Origin of the sequence: Allofournierella massiliensis (assembly GCF_964241245.1) — a bacterium.
In the GTDB taxonomy this organism is placed as follows: domain Bacteria; phylum Bacillota; class Clostridia; order Oscillospirales; family Ruminococcaceae; genus Allofournierella; species Allofournierella massiliensis.
The window spans coordinates 37,295-54,133 of record NZ_CAXSWZ010000014.1 but is presented as its reverse complement, the minus strand read 5'-3'; the positions used below and the strand labels follow the sequence as shown (position 1 = coordinate 54,133).

Below are 16,839 nucleotides of genomic sequence, written 5' to 3'. Positions count from 1 at the left end.
GCTGCTTTTTAGAGAATGCAGCCCTGATTTTTGCCGGCGGCCTTGGCCTGATAAAGGGCCTGATCCGCCCGCTTGAAGGCAGTTTCCAGGCAGTCGCCGCTGTGGATGGGGCTGGCGCCAATGGAAATTCCGGTCCATGCGGGCTCCTCGCCGGCAACTTCGGCAGCGCGGGCAAGAAGGCGGCGCATCAGATCCTGCGCGTTCTGCTCCGTGCCCAGCCCGCAGCAGAGCAGTACAAATTCATCGCCGCCCATGCGGCAGACCAGATCCTGCGCACGCATGGTGCTGGTGAGAAGGCTGGCCACGCGCTTGAGCACATGGTTGCCCGCCAGATGACCGTGGGTGTCGTTGATGGCTTTGAAATCGTCCATATCCACCACGAAAATCCAGGCGCCGTGCTTGTCCAGATCGGTGTAGAAACTCTGCAGAGTGTTGAAATTGATCAGGCCGGTCAGGCTGTCCCGCTGAGCCAGCCGGGTCAGATACTCAATGGTTTCCCGGGAACGCTCAATCTGCTGGGTGAGCGTGCGGGGATAATATTCGCCGTCCAGCTGCTCCGGGTTAGGCACCGACTGATGCAGATGAATGACCTGCCATTCCTGCCCCACCTTTTTATACAGGAGGGAAAACCGGCTGTCCATATTGATGTGGATTCCGCTGCTTTCGCAGTCGGCGCCAATGTAAAGACCGCCGTACACCAGGCTGCATTGCTCATCCACCACCTGTTCGGTGCACCAGAAATCCCGAAAATGGAACTGCAGATCATTCTGATCTTGCAGATCTCTGCGCATGGCCTGAGAGAACTGCTCCAGATCCCGATAAATTTCGTGTTTGCCGGTGCCGATGATGGAGCAATCCGGGGCAATGCCGGTCAGCTCGTCAAAGGAGCCCGCGTTGCAGTCGGCCAGATAGGCCGCCCAGAGTTCTTTTGTGCGCTGGCAAAGATCCATGAGGTCCTCCTTGTTGATTTTTCAGGCAAATGCAGCTTTTTCGCAAATGGAAAGCGCGGGGAAATCTGACTGATTGCCCAAAAGGATACCATATAAAAAAGCAATGTCAATAAAACCGATAGGGAAAAGTAAGGAAAAAGAAACGCGGCGGAAATTACCGTCTCAGCCTGCGGGATAAAGGCGGTTCTGCTCCTGAAGATGAGCCGCAATCGCCCCGGCCAGGAACGCTTCCAGCCAGCTTTCCGGCGGCTGCTCCGGATCAGGCTGCGGGGTGGGGCAATGAAAGTGTATGGCCAGCTGCTCCAGAAGATGCAGGGCCCAGTCCTCCGCCTGCGGCCGGGTGAGCATTCCGGCGTGCAGCTGATCCACCAGATGAAGATACAGGGCGGTGGCAGCCACTGCAAAGGAATCCCGATCCAGCTTTGCCAGCGCCCGGTTGAAGGCGGTTTCATCTCCGGGCAGTTTGTCCGGGCAGCGGGCGCGCAGGCTTCGGGCGGTAATGCCGAACCGCTGCAGCCGGCGCAGCAGGCTGTGCTGAAATTCCGGGCACAGGCCGGTCTGCCGGAACAGCGCCTCGGCGGTTGCCTGGCTTACTGCCTGCGCCGCCAGCTCCCCAAGCTTGAAATGCTTGCCGCCATTCAGCAGGCAGGAGGTGTCGTCTGAGCCGTCGCAAACAATCACCACGCCGTCGGTGCCGGTGCCGGTGGCCAGCCGGGAGGAAACGCTGCTGCCCTGCATCAGATCCCGCAGCAAAGCGGTTTTCGCTTCGGTGGCGGTGAGTACCAGCTCCACCATGGCCCCGGGGGAAAGCGCCTGCCCGGTGATGAGAAAGATGTTGATGGTTCCCGCCGGCACCGGGCAGGGTTTGCCAGCCGCTTCGGTGAGTGTGGCAGGGTCTCCGGCACACAGGGCGTTCACGTCCGCTCCGGCGGAAACTGCCGCCGTGACCCAGAGCTCCTGCCACCGGCGGGTGACCAGCACCATGTTGTCCAGATTGACTGCGGTATCCAGCCCGGCAGTGTGCTCCGGGTTTAGCCCAAGGCGCAGGGCCACCGCCTTCTGATGCTCCTGCAGGGTGTTTCCCTCCATGGGCTGGCACACCCCGGCGGGGCCGCAGTCGCAGTAGTTGAACACGGACTCCAGATCCCGGCGCAGGCCGCCGCCGTTGGCCGCAGTGGAAAGCACCGCACGGGGGCCGGAAAAGGTGAGGATCGCGGCCTGCTCGGTGCATACAAGCCGGTCACCGTTCAAAAGGGAAAAACAGCGTTTCATGGGTTCCTCCGTGATGGGGTGAAAAAGGCCCCCCGGCTTGACCGGGGGGCCGATGGGAAAACGATTATTTCAGGCCAAGAGGAGTGATGGCGCAGTAATCCTCGATGGTGCCGCGCTTTTTGAAGCACTCCAGAATCTGCTTGCCCACCGGGTGCAGCTCCTCCACGTCGAAGGCCTCCAGTTCCTTGGCAAAGAAGTCGTACAGGATCTGGGCGCCCTTCTCGTAGCCATCCATGCCCATCTGCTCCTGGGTTTCGGGATGCAGGAAGGCGGAACGGATGTCCTGGCCGTCCACCTTCATCTCCTTCATGCAGTAACCCAGCAGGGCGCAGGGAGCGGGAGACAGGCGTTCCATCTTCATGTTCACGCCGCCGCGACGGGCCAGATACTCACGGCTGATCCACTCGGCCGCGAAGCCGATACGGTATACGCCAATGTGCTGGTTGGGGATCAGAACGTACTTGGTGTTGGGGCAGGCCAGAATCTGCTCCAGCAGCAGGTTTGCCTGACGCACCCGCAGACCGGTGGCAAAGGGCCAGTAGGAGCCCACGCCTTCGCTGGCCAGCGGGGCGTTGCCGCTGATGCTGGGGTTCTTGAAGCCGCGGGGGGCCACCAGACGCCACAGCCAGGCCAGAGCGGGCGGGATGATGTGCATCAGGCCCATGATGCCGTAGTCCGGGTGAGCGGCGCTGGAGGGCGGCATGCGCACGCCGAAGCTGCGCACATCCACCTCAACCGGCTTATCCACAATGTTGTCCACCATTTTGCGGGGCACAATCACGCGGGGGTTGGGGCAGGGCTTGCCGGTGGAGTCCATGGTGTGTTCCCACACAAGGCAGGTGGAACCGGGAACGCCCTCGATGTTGAAGAATACCAGCGGTTTTTTGCTGTGGATGGTGATGCGCTCGTACATGGGATCGGAGCCGTATTCGGTGATGCCGTCCACACGCAGGAACCAGCCGTCCTCACCGTCGTACAGGGCCAGCTTGCCGCTGCCGGTCTGGAAGGAGGGATGGCAGATGGCCATATCATCGGTAACCGGATAGATGGTACAGGTATCGCTCATGTGCAGGTAGTCCCGGTCGCCGGTTTCCAGATTGGTGCCCAGCAGCACGCGGCCGTCCGGCACACGGTGCACATCCTGCAGCAGCTCGCTCTTGCCGCCGCCGGAAGCGCCCTCGTGCATCATGACCATCTCATTTTCGTATGGTGTCACGATCTTGGCGGCGGAGGCGTGGGCGGTAACCCAGCCCTCCTGCTCGCCGATGTCCAGCAGAACGCTGTAAATACCCTTCTTGGCGGAGGGGCCGGGATACAGGTTGTAGGCAAAGACCTCGTGGCGGTCGTCCAGCCGGTTGTGTACGCACACCTGCTTGCCGTCGAAGTGAGTGTGACGGAAGGGAGGAGCCACATACACGATGGCACGGGGCTTGAAGTTGTGAATGTCCTTGGCGCAGACGAAGGCCTGCAGCTGAGACAGCGCAAACGCAAAGAAAGCCGCGTTACGGGGGCAGACCAGCAGGGCCTGATAGCCGTATTCATAGCCGCCGGCCATGAAGGGCACCAGGATCAGCTCCTGACGGGCCAGCCACTTGTAAGTATCCACCTTCAGGGTGTTGAAGTCGTAGCCGTAAACGTCCTTGAAGCGGGGCTTGTCGGTGGGCTTGTCGTCACCGATGCGCATGCAGTCCGGGTCGCGGCGGCGCATGTAGTCCTCCACATAGTTGACCACTGCACCGTTCTTGCAGCGAACCACGTCGGCCTCCTTCACAAGAGTGCCGTTTACATCGTAGGAAACGTCGATCTGCTTGGTGCTGCCGTTGCCAAAGATCAGATCATACAGCATCTCCTCCGTTTTGGGGATAATGATGCTGGGGCTGTTGTTCAAAATCATTTCCAAATCGCGCGGAAGCACGAATTCTTCCAGTAATACATTCATGCGAATCTCGAACCCCTCTCTCTTGTTTCGTACCGGTTCGTTAAAAAACCTATATTAATAGGGTAACAAATTAAAATAGATCTTGTCAACCAAAGGAAAAGCCCCGCGCATTGGGGCTGCTTTGCGAAAAAAGCCCGCAAAAGCCCTTGAGGACCGGTTTTTTTGCTGCTTTCCCCTATTATACTATGAAAATGTTGGGTAATATATGAATAAAACTTTAATTTCATAAAAAAGCAGAGCCGGGATCTGCTGCATGGTTAATAAACAAAAGAGGAAATGCGTAAAGACGTACTTTTTGAAACGAAAAGCGCACGCGGAATGATGCTTTTAAAGTGTGACCTTTGACGGAAAAAGCGAAGGGGGGGCTGGTGCAACTTTCATAAAAAACAGACGTTGTTTTTTTAACGATTGCCAGTAGAATTTGTTCGAAAAACAGTGGTATAATGACGCCAGAACGGTTGCGCGGGCCTGACCTGCGCGGATCAAAAAGGAGAGAGTGACTATGGCAAATGTGATTGGCAGCCCCTCCCGCTATGTGCAGGGGCGCGGAGAGCTGGCTCATCTGTATGAGCATTGCGAGAAATACGGCAAAGATCTGTTCGTGCTGGTAAGTGCATCCGGCAAAAAGCGCGTGGAGGGCAAGATCGCCCAGAGCGTGGAAGGCACCGGCGCAAAGGTTGTTTACGAGATCTTCAACGGCGAGTGCAGCCAGAAGGAGATCGACCGGGTGGTCGAGGCCTTTAAGGCTTCCGGTTGCAGCGTGGTGGTTGGCATTGGCGGCGGTAAGATCCACGACACCGCCAAGGCGGCTGCCTACTATGCAGGCGCTCCGGTGGTCATCGTGCCCACCATCGCCTCCACCGACGCACCCTGCAGCGCCCTGTCTGTGATCTACACCGATGAGGGTGTGTTCGACCGGTACCTGTTCCTGCCCGCCAACCCCACCGTGGTTCTGGTGGATACCGACATTGTGGCCGCGGCTCCCGCCCGCCTGCTGGTGTCCGGCATGGGCGACGCACTGGCCACCTACTTTGAGGCCCGGGCCTGCCAGGCCTCCGGTGCATCCAACTGTGTGGGCGGCAAGGTGACGCTGGCTGCCATGAGCCTGGCCCGTCTGTGCTACGAGACCCTGCTGGCCGACGGCCTGAAGGCCAAGCTGGCAGTGGAGCGCCACGTCTGCACCAAGGCGGTGGAGAACGTGATCGAGGCCAACACCTATCTGTCCGGCGTGGGCTTCGAGAGCGGCGGCCTGGCGGGCGCGCATGCCATCCACAACGGCCTGACCGCCATCCCCGAGACCCACAGCCTGTACCACGGCGAGAAGGTGGCCTTCGGCACGCTGGTTCAGCTGGTGCTGGAAAACGCCCCGCTGGAGGAGCTGGAAGAGGTGCTGGAGTTCTGCACCGAAGTGGGCCTGCCCACCACGCTGGCCGATTTGGGTGTGGAGAATCCCACCCAGGAGCAGCTGATGGAGGTTGCAAAGCTGGCCTGCGCCGACGCCGACACCCTGCACAACATGCCCTTCCCGGTGGACGCCGACAGCGTATACGCAGCCATTCTGGCGGCGGACGAGCTGGGCAAATACTACACCGACTGCTGAGCAAAATACGATTTTACGGCGGCTTTCCTGTTTTGGGGAAGCCGCTTTTCGTTTGTTCAGGGCGGAATCCGGAAAGCATTGTGCAACAATGTCACTTGACAAACAGGAATTATTCCTATATACTCCGGGCAAAGGAAGAACACGGCGGGCAAAACGGCCCGCAGAACGGAGGAAACAATGACAAAAGCCTTGCTGTGGGCGGCGCTGGGAACAGGCATAACCTTCGGCATGACCAGCCTGGGGTCGGCCATGGTGTTCCTGATTCGAAAAAAGACGAGCGAGGGGATGCAGCGCATCTTTCTGGGCTTTGCAGCCGGTGTAATGATTGCGGCTTCGGTGTGGAGCCTGCTGATTCCGGCCATTGAACAGGCGGAGGCGGCGGGCCAGATCGGCTGGATTCCGGCGGCAGGCGGCTTTGTGCTGGGCGCGGCCTTTCTGATGCTGATGGACGGGCTGCTGCCCCACCTGCACGCGGGTTCGGCCCAGCCGGAGGGCCTGCACTCCAACTGGCGGCGCACTACTCTGCTGGTGCTGGCGGTGACCCTGCACAACATCCCGGAGGGCATGGCGGTGGGCCTGTCCTTCGCGCTGGCGGCTCAGCAGAGCGGGGCGCAGGCGGCGCTTACCGGAGCCATGGCGCTGGCCATCGGCATCGGCATCCAGAACTTTCCCGAAGGTGCGGCCATCTCGCTGCCCCTGCATCAGGAGGGCATGAGCCGTGGCAGGGCCTTTGTGTACGGCAGCCTTTCCGGAATTGTGGAACCCATCTTCGGCATTCTGGTGGTGCTGCTGGCGGGCTTCATCGGGCCCTTCATGCCCTGGCTGCTGGCCTTTGCAGCAGGCGCCATGATCTATGTGGTGGTGGAGGAGCTGATCCCGCAGGCTCATCTGGGTGAGCACTCCAACGTGGGCACGCTGGGTGTGATGGCCGGTTTTCTGGTGATGATGATTCTGGACGTGGCACTGGGATAAACAAAAACGGAGCGATGGGTTCATCGCTCCGTTTCTTTATGTGTTCAGAATGCCGCTGCGCAGCTGGTCGCAGATCTCCAGTGCGTCCAGCAGATGATAGGGATCTGTGGTGTGGTCACCGGGTGCACCGGTGGTGACCAGAATGTATTCCCGGCCGTCCACCTCCATCAGGCTGGCCAGGCACAGCCCCGCCTGACTGGTATAGCCTGTTTTGCCGCCCAGCAGCTCGCTGCCCTGCCCGGGCAGATTGTCCAGCAGGGCGAACATGGAGCTGTACATGGTGAAGCCCTGGGGATGCTGGGCGGTGGGGGATGTGGTGTAACTGCGGGAGGTGAACACCTGACGGAAGGTTTCATTGTTCAGCGCCGCATCCAGCAGCTGGGCAAGATCTGCCGCCGATGCGTAATGGTCCGGGTCATGCAGGCCGGTGCAGTTTGCAAACCGGGTATTTTCCAGCCCAAGCTCTTTGGCTCGCCGGTTCATCTGCTCCACAAAGGCAGATTCACTGCTGCTGACCTGCCGGGCAAGGGTCAGGCAGCACTCCGCACCGGAGGGCAGCATTGCGCCGTAGAGCAGATCCCGAAGGGGAACGGTTTCGCTTGGGGAAAAACCGGCCAGCGAGGCATTCTCGGCCCAGAGATCATTGAAAATTTCAGCGGGAACGGTCACCATCTGATCCAGATCCGGCAGGCTTTCGATGGCCAGCAGCACCGTCATGATCTTGGTGAGCGAAGCGGGAGGGGCTTGCTCCTGCATGGCCTGCCCGGCAAGAAACCTGCCGCTGGAACGATCCAGCAGGGCGACCCGCGGGCTGAAAAACCCGTTCAAAGAGGGCACGGTGGAGGAAGGGGAAGAGGCAGGAGCAGACGCACCGGATTCGTCGCCGGCAAGAGATTTGAACCCTGCCAGTGCCGCGAAGAGCAGCAGGGCCAGCAGCCACAAAGCCAGCGGGCCGCGGCGGCTGCGGCGCCGGCGCCTTGCCCGGCGGCGGGGAGCAGGGGAAACACGGCGTGCCGCCGCGGGCTGGCATACCGGGCAGCGGGGGCGCATGGTGCGCGGAGTGGTCATAACAAGCATCGGCCTTTCTTTGCCGGGTAGCGGAAAATGCGCTTCGTCGCCCGGCGTGGTATTGGATGCTTCTGTTATAACAAAAAACGGCCGCAGGTGTTTTGCGGCCGGCTTTCAGTTTCCATACAATTTTCTTACGGCAAAAAAATTCCCGAAAAGCGGTGCGATGGACACCGCTTTTCGGGGGTTTGTGAACAGGACAGGTCAGTTTTTCACCGTTCCCATGCGGGAATGTGGAAAACTTCGTGGAAAGGCTGTGGAAAATTACTTTTTCATGCCGGCCTCGGCCACCTTCATCATGATGGCGCATTCCATCCGTTTGCGGAACAGCTCGCAGCCGTACTCGTAAACGCCGGTGATGCTGCCGGTGGCGTGGTAGGCGTTGGCCGCGCAGCCGCCGGAGCAGTACAGCTTTGCCCAGCAGTCCTTGCAGCCGGGGCGGGCGTAGGCGTTGCACAGCTTGAACTCATCCCGCAGGGCGGTGTTGGTCACGCCGTCCCACACGTTGCCCATGCTGTATTTCGGGTCGCCCACGAACTGATGGCAGGGGAACAGCTCGCCCCAGGGGGTCACGGCCAGATACTCGGTGCCGCTGCCGCAGCCGGAGATGCGCTTGTAGATGCAGGGGCCGTGGTTCAGGTCGATCATGTAGTGGTAGAAGGTGAAGCCCTTGCCCTCGCTCTCGCGGCGCAGCATCTCCTTGGCCAGGATCTCATACTGCTCCATGATCTTGGGCAGGTCCTCCTCGGTGAGGGCGTAGGGGTCGCCGGGGGCGCAGACCACCGGCTCCATGCTCAGCTGGTCAAAGCCCAGATCGGCCAGATGGAAGATGTCGTTGGTGAAGTCCACGTTGTTGTGGGTGAAGGTGCCGCGCACATAGTATTCCTTATTGCCGCGGGCCTTGGCGAACTTCTGGAACTTGGGCACGATGGTGTCGTAGCTGCCCTGACCGGCGTAGTTCTTGCGCAGCCGGTCGTGGACTTCCTTTCGGCCGTCGATGCTCATGACCACGTTGTTCATTTCCTTATTGGCGAACTCGATCACCTCGTCGTCCACCAGAACGCCGTTGGTGGTCAGGGTGAAGCGGAACTTCTTGTTGTTGGGCTCCTCCAGACTGCGGCCGTAGGCCACCAGCTGCTTGACCACGTCCCAGTTCATCAGGGGCTCACCGCCGAAGAAGTCCACTTCCAGATTCCGGCGCTTGCCGCTGTTGGCCACCAGGAAGTCCAGCGCCTGCTTGCCCACCTCGAAGCTCATCAGGGCACGCTCGCCGTGGTAGTTGCCCTGGCTGGCGAAGCAGTATTCGCAGTTCAGGTTGCAGGTGTGGGCCACATGCAGGCACATGGCCTTCACTTCGGTCACGCGCTTTTTGAAATCGAAGGCCATGTCGCCGTAGATGTCCTTGGCGAACAGCTTGCCGGCCTTCTCCAGCTCGGCAATATCAGCCAGGCACTGGCGCAGGTCGGCCCCGGTCACGTCCTCGCGGTCGGCGTATTTTTCCAGCATCCTGGCCACGATCTCGTCGGCGGGGGTGGTTTCGTACAGGCCGATCACGTCGTAGGCCACCTCGTCCACCACATGGACGGAGCCGCTGAATACATCCAGCACGATGTTGTATCCGTTGAGTTTATACTGATGGATCATGAAACGAAGGTTCCTTTCTGTAAATGAATCAATCAAAGAATAAGAATCTATTCAAAAATCCGGCGGGCAGCAGGCCCGACTGGATGAAAACGCAAAAAATACCGCCTGCGCAGGATCGGCAGGCGGTATGCTGCAAGGCAAGAATTACTTCTCGTCGTTCTTATGCTCGCACATCTGGTTAGCAACACCGCAGGAGGTTTTGCAGGCAGACTGGCAGGAAGTCTGGCATTCGCCGCAGCCGCCGGTCTGTACGCTCTTGGCCAGGTCGCGGGTCTCGAGAGTCTGAATCCGGTTCATCGATACGTCCCCCTTTCTATACCATAAATTTCCGGGAACCGGGCGGGAATGCCCGGTGCTTAAGAAACCTATAGAAACTTGCGTTTATTATACAATGGAAGCGGCCTTTTCGTCAATACCTACTTTGGCAGCCCCGGCGGGAGCCAGCAGGGTGAACAGGGCGCAGGGGATAAAGTAGGCAAAGGGCAGCAGGTAGCGGATCTGCATATAGCTGGGCGCACCCAGAACCAGCCCGAACCACACCAGATACAGCGGCAGATAGGCCAGCAGCAGCCGGGCGCGGCGGCGCAGCAGCTGCACCACACCGCACAAAAGCAGGCCCCAGGCCATGAGCGCCGGCGGGAAGAACACCGCCCGGGCTTCCAGCTCGTCCCGCAGGCCGGCCCAGCCGGTGAGCCCCAGCACGATGTCCTTGCTGGTGATGCCGAAGGCCCCGTTGCTGCCCTCGTAGGGGAAGGAATAGCTGCCGCCGTCAAACCGGGGGCTCACATAGCCCGCAATCTCGGCCAGCCAGGCCTTCAGGTAGCCCTGCCAGTGGCCGGGCAGCAGCTGCGCCCACACCGAGAGCAGATCCAGCTTGCCCTGCAGAGTGCCAAAATGCTCGGCGTTGAACTCGGAACTGGTTTTCACCGGGTCCACGGTGATGGGGCTGTAATTCTGGGCCATGGCCTCCACCGGGATCACCCGGGCGATGGTCTCGGCCTGCTGAGGGCTGAAGGCCTCCGGCTCGGAGGAGGCTACATAGGCCAGCTGCTGCAGCGGTACGGCCCAGGCCTCGGCGGTCATGGTGCTCTGCAGCCCCAGCGCGGTGTAAACCGGGCCGGTGACCAGCTTCACGGCGATCAGCACCGGCAGCATCACGGTGAGGATGCGGCGGCGGGCCGGGCGCAGCGCACACAGCACAAGGCAGACCACCGCCGCGATGGGCCAGCCGTTGCCCCGCAGAAAGCACAAAAGCAGGGTGAGGACAACAAAATGAATCATCGGGCCCTTTTGCCGCAGATTCTCCGCCCGGCAGCGGGCGGTGTCGAACAGGAACAGGCAGTAGAGCAGCAGCACCCCGTTGAACAGCGGATCCTTCCAGACCACAAGGCTCTGGAAGGCGTACATGGTGCAGCCGCCAAAGAGCGCGAAGCCCAGGCCGACGGCCAGAAGCCCCGCTCCCCGCCGCCGCATCCATACCAGACTGTATGCCAGCATGGCGGCCACGGCGGTCATCTGCAAAAAGCCGAAGAGATAGGCCCCCAGTTCGATCAGCCCCAGCTTGTAAAAGGGCCAGAGAATCAGCCGGAGCAGCAGCGTGTAAAGGATGGGGTGGGCGTCGTTCAGGCCGCCCTCCAGCGCCTGCTCCAGAAGGGAAACGGAGTCCACATCCAGCCGCACCGGGCCCCAGCACAAAAACACCGGCAGCCACAAAAGAAGAATCACGCCGGTGTACAGCGCCAGCTGACGCCACAGCGGCCCGGCGGGCACCGTGGGCACTTCCACCGTAGGCAGATGGGTGAGAAACCGGCACAGCCCCAGCAAGATGGGGAAGAGCAGCGCGCTGAGAATCACCCAGAACAGCAGAAAGGAAAGGTCAAACTGCATGGTGCCGGCCACTGCGTTCTGGCCCAGGGTGAAAAAGCAGAACGCCGCGCCCAAGGCCCCGCAGGCAAGACCTTCCCGCCGGCCGGGCTTCTGGCACAGGCCGCGCACGACGCACACAAAGCAGACGCCCCAGAACAAACAGAAGGCGGGCGGGGCCCACACCTGACAGGCCCAGAGCAGGAACAGTGCACAGAAAAGACCGCTCACCGCCCCGGCGGCAGGTACCAGACGGCGGTGACGGCGCAGAAAGGCTTCCGCGTTGGAAAAGCTGGATAACATTCGATCAGCCTCCTTTGATCAGATTCGGTTCATCCGGCAGCACCCGCAGTACGCGGGGCATGCCGCCGCCGGTACTGTGCAGCCGAACGCCCTGCCGGGTCAGTCGGGCGCAGCAGGAAAGGAATGTGCGATCCACCCGTTCGCCGGGCACGATCAGAGGAATGCCCGGCGGATAAGCCCACACATATTCCGCGCACACCCGGCCTTCGCAATCGGCCAGCGGCGTTTCCTCTCCGGGGCGTTCCAGCGCCACGCTCACCGGAAGGACAGAGGGCGGCAGCGGCAGCGGCTTGGCGGCAGGGGGCATCGGGCAGGCGGCCAGGCTCTGGTCGATGACCATCAGTGCCCGGGCCAGACGCAGCAGGGTTTCCTCGGTATCGCCCAGGCCGGTCATGGCAATGGCCCAGTCGCCGCTGGCCATCTCCAGCTCAATGGCGAATTCCTCCCGCAGCCGGGCCATCAGCCCCGGGCCAGTGAGGGCGGTGCCCCGGGTGGAGATTACCAGCTTGCCCGGGTCGTGGGCATAAAGAGCGGGGTGCTGTTCCGGCGTGTCTGCCCCGTGGCAGAGCACCCGCAGCCGGGTCAGGCCGGCGATGGCCCGGTCAAAGGCGGCCAGCGCCGCCTGCCAGCGGGCAAACAATTCGTCGCCCCGATGTTCCAGAAGATCCACGCAGCCATCCATGCTGGCCATCAGCAGGTAGGAGGGGCTGCTGGTTTCAAAGATGCCCAGCTGGCGTTCCAGCGCCTCGGCCGAAACCAGATTCCCCTGCTGGTGCAGGATGCCGGTCTGGGTCAGGCTGGGCAGGGTTTTGTGCAGGCTCTGCACCACCACATCCGCACCGGAGGCTACCGCTCCGGCGGGCCAGCCGGGGGCAAGGCCCAGATGGGCCCCGTGGGCTTCGTCCACCAGCACCGGCACGCCCGCCCCATGGGCGGCGGCGCAGATGGCGGCAAGATCGCTGATCACGCCCTCATAGGTGGGGCTGGTGAGCACCAGCAGTTTTGCGTCCGGATGGGCGGCCAGCGCTGCGCGTACCTGCTCCGGCGTGATGGAGGCCAGCACCCCGAAGGCTTCGTCCACCGGCGGGGCCATCCAGACCGGCACCGCGCCGCACAGCTCCAGCGCATGGTACACGGACTTGTGGCAGCCGCGGCTCAGAATCACCTTGCCGCCCCGGCCTGCCGCCGCCCGGATACCGGCCAGAATGCCGCAGGTGCTGCCGTTCACCAGATAAAAGCTGTTTGCGGCACCCCACAGCCGGGCGGCCCGGTTCATGGAGTCTTTCAAAATACCCTCGGCTTCGTGCAGATCGTCGAAGCCGTGAATCTCGGTAATATCCCAGGCCGCGCCCAGTGCGGCCAGACAGGGGGCCAGAGCGGTGTTCCGCTTGTGGCCGGGCATGTGCATGGGAGCAGGGCCGTCGGTGCTGTGCCGGGCCAGTGCTTCCAGAAGCGGGGGAAATGAATCAGACATTGGGATTGCTCCTTTAAACTTTAAAGCGGTATCCCGGCGGGAAAGACCGCCACATTTTTTCACTTTATCATACCACACTTACCCCGGCAGCGCAAAAAAAGAAGGGATATGTACGATGCAGCGGGAAACCGCCCGGTTTTATGGTATAATAATCAAAACGAGTATCAAAACGGGGCGTCCTATCATGGGCGCCCCCGGATGAAATGAGGAATTTACAATGAAAAATTTCCGCAAGACCTTTTCCATCTCTTCGGTGGCGTTTATTCTGGTGGGCCTGGCACTGCTGCTCTGGCCGGATATTTCGCTCCGGCTGGTGTGCGGCCTGTTTGGCCTGGTAATCCTGCTGAAGGGCGTGAGCAGCATCTATACCTTCCTGCGGGCAGAGGTGCGGGGCTTCTTCAGCTACTTCGGCTGGCTGTTCGGCGCGGCCGCGGTGGCGTTGGGCATCTTTTTGCTGATCCGGCCCCAGACCGTAGTTTCCGTGCTGCCTATTCTGGTGGGCCTGTTTGTAATCATGGACGGTGTGATGCGGGTGCAGAGTGCCTTTGAGCTGCGGGCTGCAGGTTATGACCGCTGGTGGAGCCTGCTGCTTTTGGCGCTGGTCAGCGTGGTATTGGGCGCGGTAATGCTGTGGAACCCGTTCGGCACCGTGGAAGTGCTGGTCATGGCCATCGGCGTGATCCTGATGGTGGAGGGTGTTTTGAATCTGGCCGGTTCCATCTGGGCGGCAATTCAGCTGAAGGGCCTGAAAAAGGCCGCCCGGGATATGGCGGATCAGATGCAGGAGATGCTCACCGATCCCGCCTTTGACGACGGCGACATCGTGGAGGCCGACTGGCGCGATCTGGACGAAAAACGCTGATCCGGCATGGAACGGATCAATCCGAAACGGGCACAGACCCAGTCGCCGGACATACAGCGGGCCGCCGCCCTGTGCGGGCTGGGGGCGCTGGCTTATCTGGCGGCGGAATCGGCCCTGAGCGGGCTGCTTGGCCCGCCGGTAGAAGGCCTGCCCCCGGCGGCGGGCGAGCTGGTGGCGCTGGGCAAGAATCTGCTGGCATTGGCCGCCCCCTTTCTGCTGGTGCTGGCCTGCCCGCCCGGGGCCCCGGTGCGGCTGCGCCGGCCCCGCAGGGGAATGCTTCCGGTGCTGTTTGTGCTGTTCTGGGGGCTTACCATGGCGGGCAACCTTGCCAGCAGCGGCCTGCGGGCCCTGCTGGGGGAAGCGGGCGGCGCAGAGCTTGCGGACGCGCCCGCGGCTCTGATCTGGCTGCGGCTGGCGCTGGTTCCGGCGGTGGGCGAAGAGCTGCTGTTCCGGGGGCTGATGCAGGGGTATCTGCGCCCCTGGGGCAGCCGGGCGGCGGTGTGGGGCCAGGCGGTGCTGTTCGCGCTGCTGCATGGCGATGCGCCGGCCTGCCTTTCGGCGCTGCTTTCCGGGCTGGCGCTGGGCCTTTGCGCGGAAACCAGCGGCAGCCTTCTGCCCGGCATGGCTTTTCATCTTTACAACAATACACTGGCTCTGCTGAGCCAGACCGGTGCAGGCAGTGCATGGGTTCAGCCGCTGTTGCTGTTCGGCCTGCCCGCCGCCGCGCTGGTGGTATGGGCGATAAAGCCAGGGCGTCCGCCCCGCCTGCAGGGTATCGGGGCAGGTGTTCTGATCCGCTGCCCCGGCTACGGGCTGGCGGTGGTGCTGCTGGCGATGCAGATGCTGCACGCCACATTTGCATGATTTATCACGAAGGAGAAACCCGATGACCGACCAAGAACTGATGGGCCTTGCGCTGGAGGAGGCAAAAAAAGCCGCCGCACTGGGCGAGGTTCCGGTGGGCGCAGTGGTGGCCAAGGACGGCGAACCCGTTGCCATGGCCCACAACACCCGCGAAACCGAGAAAAATGCCCTGCACCATGCCGAGCTGCTGGCCATCGATGCGGCCTGCAAAAAGCTGGGTGGCTGGCGGCTGTGGCAGTGTGAGCTGTTTGTGACGCTGGAGCCCTGCCCCATGTGCAGCGGGGCCATCATCAACAGCCGCATCAAGCGGGTGGTCTACGGTGCAAAGGATACCAAGGCCGGTTGCTGCGGCTCGCTGGTGGATCTGTTCGCCTACCCCTTCAACCATCATCCGGTGATTGAAAGCGGATTGCGGGAGCAGGAGGCGGCGAAGCTGCTGCAGGAGTTTTTTGCCATGCTGCGGCGCAAACGAGAGGAGAAAAAGGGGAAATGAGAGAAAAAACCGTGCTTGTCACCGGGGCCAGCCGGGGCATCGGGGCCGCAGTGGCCCGGGCCTTTGCCGCTGCCGGGTATCGGGTGGCTGCCAACTACAACACCAGCAAAGCCGAGGCTGAGGCACTGGCAGCCCAGTGGCCCGGCCGGGTGCTGCCGGTGCAGGCGGACGTGGCGAACCGGGCCCAGGTGGAGGCCATGTTCCGGCAGGTGGAAGAGATCTTCGGCGGGGTGGATGTGCTGGTGTGCAATGCGGGCATTGCCCGGCAGGAGCTGTTCACCGACGTGACCCCAGAGGCGTGGCAGCGGATGCTGGATGTGCACCTGAGCGGCGCGTTCCACTGCTGCCAGTGTGCGCTGCCCCACATGCTGCATCAGAAATGGGGCCGCATTGTGACCGTGAGCTCCATGTGGGGGCAGGTGGGCGGCAGCTGCGAGGTGGCCTATTCCGCCGCAAAGGCGGGGCTGATCGGCCTGACCCGGGCGTTGGCAAAGGAGGAGGGCCCCAGCGGCATCACCGTGAACTGCGTGGCCCCCGGCGTGATCGAAACCGATATGATGGCATCCTTTTCCGCTGAGGACAAGGCCGCCCTGGCGGAGGAAACGCCGCTGGGCAGTCTGGGCAGCCCGGAGCAGGTGGCAAAGGCCATTCTGTTCCTGGCCAGCGACGACGCGGACTATATCACCGGCCAGGTGCTGGGCGTGAACGGCGGGCTGGTGGTGTAACGCTTTGGCTCCCTGCCGCATACAATGCGGGCAAGGAGGGGAGCATAATGACCGTGTTTCAGGAAGGGATCGATGTATCCCGTTATCAGGGTGTGGTGGACTGGTCCGCCGTGGCCGCGGCGGGCAAGGAGTTCGCCATCGTCCGGGTGGGCTCCAGCAACCAGAGCGGGCCCTATGTGGATCCTTATTTTACCCGCAATGTACAGGGCGCGCACGAAGCCGGGTTGCGGGTGGGGGCATATTTCTACATCTACGCAAAAAGCGAGGACGAGGTCATCCGGGAGCTGGAGGTATTTCTGAAGGCGCTGGAGGGGCACCGACTGGAGTATCCGGTTTATGTGGATGCGGAGGACGCTTCGCTGGCCAGTCTGGGCCGGGAGAAGGTGACCGGTCTGATTCAGTTTTCCATGGACATTCTGGATCAGAAGGGCTGGTTTCCGGGGTATTACAGCTATACGGAATTTCTGCGCCGTTACATCAACACCCGGCAGCTGGAGGATTATCCGCTGTGGGTGGCGGATTACCGGGGCTATGTGGGATATCAGGGGGATTACGGTGTATGGCAGTATTCCTCGGTGGGGCAGGTTGGCGGTGTGAACGGAAACGTGGATCTGAACTACAGCTACAAGGATTATCTGCCCCTGATCCGGGCTGCGGGCAAAAACGGCTACCTGCCGGAGGTGGATCCTGGCCAGCCGGAGAATTCCGATTATTATGCCCTGTGGCGTGCCGCACAGGATAAGCTGGACCGGATCGCCCTGATTCTGGCTGAGGAATAGCGGCGGTTTCAGTTGCATCCGCAGCCGAAAC

Annotated in this window: 15 protein-coding genes; 7 read left to right on the top strand and 8 right to left on the bottom strand. The window is 61.6% G+C overall.

The window, feature by feature from the left end:
- Window positions 1-8: 8 nt before the first annotated feature.
- The 3 genes from ACESYO_RS09055 to ACESYO_RS09045 all read right to left on the bottom strand — a co-directional run bounded on the left by ACESYO_RS09055 (window position 9) and on the right by ACESYO_RS09045 (window position 4,161).
- Window positions 9-950 (bottom strand): diguanylate cyclase, encoded by a 942-nt coding sequence (locus tag ACESYO_RS09055; RefSeq protein WP_058965555.1) that lies wholly within the window; start codon window positions 948-950, stop codon window positions 9-11.
- Window positions 951-1,112: 162 nt separating this feature from the next.
- Window positions 1,113-2,222, bottom strand: a complete 1,110-nt coding sequence (locus ACESYO_RS09050; protein ID WP_373209830.1) for an adenosylcobinamide amidohydrolase — start codon at window positions 2,220-2,222, stop codon at window positions 1,113-1,115.
- A gap of 64 nt (window positions 2,223-2,286) precedes the next feature.
- Complete coding sequence (locus tag ACESYO_RS09045; RefSeq protein ID WP_373209829.1) at window positions 2,287-4,161, bottom strand: DUF4914 family protein; 1,875 nt, start codon at window positions 4,159-4,161, stop codon at window positions 2,287-2,289.
- 502 nt (window positions 4,162-4,663) lie between these two features.
- On the opposite strand from ACESYO_RS09045, the gene ACESYO_RS09040 reads away from it, so the two are divergent.
- Both ACESYO_RS09040 and ACESYO_RS09035 read left to right on the top strand, forming a co-directional pair.
- The gene (locus ACESYO_RS09040; RefSeq protein WP_058965560.1) at window positions 4,664-5,761 is read left to right on the top strand and encodes a glycerol dehydrogenase; all 1,098 of its coding nucleotides are present in this window, start codon (window positions 4,664-4,666) and stop codon (window positions 5,759-5,761) included.
- Between the two features lie 177 nt (window positions 5,762-5,938).
- Window positions 5,939-6,733 carry a ZIP family metal transporter gene (locus ACESYO_RS09035; protein ID WP_276871378.1) on the top strand — a complete coding sequence of 265 codons (795 nt, stop codon included), beginning with the start codon at window positions 5,939-5,941 and terminating at the stop codon, window positions 6,731-6,733.
- 36 nt (window positions 6,734-6,769) lie between these two features.
- Here ACESYO_RS09035 and ACESYO_RS09030 read toward each other — a convergent pair whose 3' ends face one another.
- The 5 genes from ACESYO_RS09030 to ACESYO_RS09010 form a co-directional block, all read right to left on the bottom strand.
- A complete protein-coding gene (locus tag ACESYO_RS09030) occupies window positions 6,770-7,801 on the bottom strand; it encodes a D-alanyl-D-alanine carboxypeptidase family protein (RefSeq protein WP_373209828.1) in 1,032 nt (343 codons plus the stop codon).
- Between the two features lie 264 nt (window positions 7,802-8,065).
- Window positions 8,066-9,445: a thioether cross-link-forming SCIFF peptide maturase gene (gene scfB, locus ACESYO_RS09025; RefSeq protein WP_373209827.1), complete on the bottom strand. Its 1,380-nt coding sequence runs from the start codon at window positions 9,443-9,445 to the stop codon at window positions 8,066-8,068.
- Window positions 9,446-9,589: 144 nt separating this feature from the next.
- Window positions 9,590-9,742 (bottom strand): six-cysteine ranthipeptide SCIFF, encoded by a 153-nt coding sequence (gene scfA, locus ACESYO_RS09020; protein WP_087182329.1) that lies wholly within the window; start codon window positions 9,740-9,742, stop codon window positions 9,590-9,592.
- Between the two features lie 87 nt (window positions 9,743-9,829).
- Window positions 9,830-11,611, bottom strand: a complete 1,782-nt coding sequence (locus ACESYO_RS09015) for a DUF6020 family protein (protein ID WP_373209826.1) — start codon at window positions 11,609-11,611, stop codon at window positions 9,830-9,832.
- Window positions 11,612-11,615: 4 nt separating this feature from the next.
- Complete coding sequence (locus tag ACESYO_RS09010) at window positions 11,616-13,085, bottom strand: aminotransferase class I/II-fold pyridoxal phosphate-dependent enzyme (RefSeq protein WP_373209825.1); 1,470 nt, start codon at window positions 13,083-13,085, stop codon at window positions 11,616-11,618.
- Window positions 13,086-13,302: 217 nt separating this feature from the next.
- On the opposite strand from ACESYO_RS09010, the gene ACESYO_RS09005 reads away from it, so the two are divergent.
- Genes ACESYO_RS09005 through ACESYO_RS08985 form a run of 5 tightly spaced genes read left to right on the top strand, consistent with a single transcriptional unit; the run spans window position 13,303 to window position 16,808 of the window.
- Entirely contained in the window at window positions 13,303-13,947 is a 645-nt protein-coding gene (locus ACESYO_RS09005) for an HdeD family acid-resistance protein (protein ID WP_373209824.1), read from the top strand.
- Window positions 13,948-13,953: 6 nt separating this feature from the next.
- A complete protein-coding gene (locus ACESYO_RS09000) occupies window positions 13,954-14,811 on the top strand; it encodes a CPBP family intramembrane glutamic endopeptidase (RefSeq protein WP_373209823.1) in 858 nt (285 codons plus the stop codon).
- A gap of 22 nt (window positions 14,812-14,833) precedes the next feature.
- Window positions 14,834-15,304, top strand: coding sequence for a nucleoside deaminase (locus ACESYO_RS08995; RefSeq protein WP_373209822.1), 471 nt, complete (start codon window positions 14,834-14,836; stop codon window positions 15,302-15,304).
- Window positions 15,301-16,029 carry an elongation factor P 5-aminopentanone reductase gene (gene ymfI / locus ACESYO_RS08990; RefSeq protein WP_276871360.1) on the top strand — a complete coding sequence of 243 codons (729 nt, stop codon included), beginning with the start codon at window positions 15,301-15,303 and terminating at the stop codon, window positions 16,027-16,029. The genes ACESYO_RS08995 and ymfI overlap by 4 nt, the downstream gene beginning before the upstream one ends.
- Before the next feature lie 47 nt (window positions 16,030-16,076).
- Window positions 16,077-16,808 carry a glycoside hydrolase family 25 protein gene (locus ACESYO_RS08985; RefSeq protein WP_276871359.1) on the top strand — a complete coding sequence of 244 codons (732 nt, stop codon included), beginning with the start codon at window positions 16,077-16,079 and terminating at the stop codon, window positions 16,806-16,808.
- The last annotated feature ends 31 nt before the right edge of the window (window positions 16,809-16,839 follow it).

Bases quoted from the DNA above. Each gene is read 5' to 3' on its own strand.
- ACESYO_RS09055 (WP_058965555.1), bottom strand. From the start codon at position 950: ATGGATCTTTGCCAGCGCACAAAAGAACTCTGGGCGGCCTATCTGGCC.
- ACESYO_RS09050 (WP_373209830.1), bottom strand. From the start codon at position 2,222: ATGAAACGCTGTTTTTCCCTTTTGAACGGTGACCGGCTTGTATGCACC.
- ACESYO_RS09045 (WP_373209829.1), bottom strand. From the start codon at position 4,161: ATGAATGTATTACTGGAAGAATTCGTGCTTCCGCGCGATTTGGAAATG.
- ACESYO_RS09040 (WP_058965560.1), top strand. From the start codon at position 4,664: ATGGCAAATGTGATTGGCAGCCCCTCCCGCTATGTGCAGGGGCGCGGA.
- ACESYO_RS09035 (WP_276871378.1), top strand. From the start codon at position 5,939: ATGACAAAAGCCTTGCTGTGGGCGGCGCTGGGAACAGGCATAACCTTC.
- ACESYO_RS09030 (WP_373209828.1), bottom strand. From the start codon at position 7,801: ATGACCACTCCGCGCACCATGCGCCCCCGCTGCCCGGTATGCCAGCCC.
- scfB (WP_373209827.1), bottom strand. From the start codon at position 9,445: ATGATCCATCAGTATAAACTCAACGGATACAACATCGTGCTGGATGTA.
- scfA (WP_087182329.1), bottom strand. From the start codon at position 9,742: ATGAACCGGATTCAGACTCTCGAGACCCGCGACCTGGCCAAGAGCGTA.
- ACESYO_RS09015 (WP_373209826.1), bottom strand. From the start codon at position 11,611: ATGTTATCCAGCTTTTCCAACGCGGAAGCCTTTCTGCGCCGTCACCGC.
- ACESYO_RS09010 (WP_373209825.1), bottom strand. From the start codon at position 13,085: ATGTCTGATTCATTTCCCCCGCTTCTGGAAGCACTGGCCCGGCACAGC.
- ACESYO_RS09005 (WP_373209824.1), top strand. From the start codon at position 13,303: ATGAAAAATTTCCGCAAGACCTTTTCCATCTCTTCGGTGGCGTTTATT.
- ACESYO_RS09000 (WP_373209823.1), top strand. From the start codon at position 13,954: ATGGAACGGATCAATCCGAAACGGGCACAGACCCAGTCGCCGGACATA.
- ACESYO_RS08995 (WP_373209822.1), top strand. From the start codon at position 14,834: ATGACCGACCAAGAACTGATGGGCCTTGCGCTGGAGGAGGCAAAAAAA.
- ymfI (WP_276871360.1), top strand. From the start codon at position 15,301: ATGAGAGAAAAAACCGTGCTTGTCACCGGGGCCAGCCGGGGCATCGGG.
- ACESYO_RS08985 (WP_276871359.1), top strand. From the start codon at position 16,077: ATGACCGTGTTTCAGGAAGGGATCGATGTATCCCGTTATCAGGGTGTG.